This is a genomic window from Shewanella surugensis (assembly GCF_023284005.1).
Taxonomy (GTDB): Bacteria; Pseudomonadota; Gammaproteobacteria; order Enterobacterales; family Shewanellaceae; genus Shewanella; species Shewanella surugensis.
The window spans coordinates 1-1,636 of the sequence record NZ_JAKIKS010000296.1; the positions used below are offsets into that span (position 1 = coordinate 1).

Genomic DNA, 1,636 nt, shown 5'->3' on the forward strand with positions numbered 1-1,636 from the left:
GCTGCTTGCTGATGTCATATCAGGTATTCAATTTAAAGATGGTGAACGGATCACTCAAGATCAAACAGAACATCACGATTCATTGATACACCACATTTGACAATAACTCCAACTCAGACTATCGGACTCATTCATCAAGAATATTGGCTTCGTTCTAACAATCCTGAAGATGCTGACGAAAAAGAAAGTGGTTAAGTGGTCAGAAGCTTCCTATTTTTGCCGTCAACGCTTAGAAGGCATCATGTCACGGGTGATTTCAGTGTGTGATAGAGAAGCAGACATACTGAGTTATATTCAAGATAAACAGAAGCATAATGAACGTTTCGTTGTTCGGTCGAAACATTCTAGAGTGCTGGTTGAAACTGAATCTAAGCTATTTGAACATCTTGAATCACAACCAGAACTTGGTGAATACACCATAGACATTGCCCAGAAAGGGACAAAAAATAGTAAAGGGAAGCCTGTAAACCGAGTCGCAAGAAAAGCCAAACTAACAATTAAAGTGGCACAGGTTACGTTCAAAACAAAAGGTGAAACTAAGCCTGTAAATGTCGTGTACGCTCAAGAAAAAAGGTCAAAAAGCGTTACCGAGCCGTTGCGCTGGGTGTTATTAACAACAGAGCCAATCGCTACTTTAAGTCAAGCGTTTAATATTATTGATATTTACACTGCAAGGTGGCGAATAGAAGATTTTCATAAAGCATGGAAAACGGATGCAGGAGCTGAGCGGCAAAGAATGACAGAGCCTAAGAACTAAGAAAGAGCGGTTTCAATCTTAGCGTTTATCGGAGTTCGTTTGCTTCAACTCAGAGAAGCAATAACCATCCCTTATTATTTACGTAAAAAAGGTCTTGTTGAGGAAGCGAAAGCAGTAGAGGCTCAAAGCTGCGACACGGTACTCGAAGAAGATGAGTGGAAGGTGTTAATACGGTTTAATAAGCCTAGAGGGCATAAAGGTAAAGGAGCACCGAGTCTGAAATGGGCGTATCAATCAATAGCAAAGTTGGGTGGTTTTACTAGTAGCAAACGAACAGGGATCGCAAGCTGGACGGCGGTCTGGGAAGGTTGGAGTACATTACAGTCTCATGTTGTTGGCGATGCTATTTTTAATGATCCGAGTAAAGGGGTTAATAGTGAAAAAAGCTGCCTTTTTTTGGTGGCTATAAGATCCTAGCCCAGAATAAATATTTTTTAGTCATGGGGGCAAGTAATTCCATCACGATAGGCCAGTGGTCCAGTCTTAAGGCGGGGGCCACGTTTTCAGGAACACTGGGCGCAGCGTTTTCTTCATTTACGGGCATTAAAACAGATTTAAAATTAGTTCATTGTGATTTTACCATTGACAAAAAAGAATTCGTGACGGCTAAAATGAAGGCGGCGGCACAGGAAACTCGGTTGGCGGCTGAGCGGATAGATGTTATTGCGAATAGTGCTATGTTTGAAGCACAAAGATTAAAAACTGTTATCGATACGGTAGCGATACAAGGACAAAGTATTCAAACGGCAAATGCCAATATTACTCTTGTTAAGTGCTTAACTAAAAGTTATCGTATATTTTGATGGATAGTTGTCCATGATATTTTTTACACTCTCTTTGAGTGCATCAAAAGTGATAAAGTCATGGCAAGATAACCAT

Annotated in this window: 3 protein-coding genes; all 3 read left to right on the top strand. The window is 40.6% G+C overall.

The features are described from left to right. The first annotated feature begins 169 nt into the window (after positions 1–169). From L2764_RS27085 to L2764_RS27095, 3 genes are read left to right on the top strand one after another with little or no spacing between them, the layout of a single operon-like run. Positions 170–757, top strand: a complete 588-nt coding sequence (locus L2764_RS27085; protein ID WP_248943431.1) for an IS4 family transposase — start codon at positions 170–172, stop codon at positions 755–757. Positions 758–796: 39 nt separating this feature from the next. Beyond that, the gene (locus tag L2764_RS27090; RefSeq protein ID WP_248943433.1) at positions 797–1,174 is read left to right on the top strand and encodes a hypothetical protein; all 378 of its coding nucleotides are present in this window, start codon (positions 797–799) and stop codon (positions 1,172–1,174) included. Positions 1,175–1,197: 23 nt separating this feature from the next. After that, positions 1,198–1,560 carry a hypothetical protein gene (locus L2764_RS27095; protein WP_248943434.1) on the top strand — a complete coding sequence of 121 codons (363 nt, stop codon included), beginning with the start codon at positions 1,198–1,200 and terminating at the stop codon, positions 1,558–1,560. Positions 1,561–1,636: the final 76 nt, after the last annotated feature.

Coding starts and splice junctions, on each gene's coding strand:
- L2764_RS27095 (WP_248943434.1), top strand. CDS start 1,198: ATGGGGGCAAGTAATTCCATCACGATAGGCCAGTGGTCCAGTCTTAAG.
- L2764_RS27085 (WP_248943431.1), top strand. CDS start 170: ATGCTGACGAAAAAGAAAGTGGTTAAGTGGTCAGAAGCTTCCTATTTT.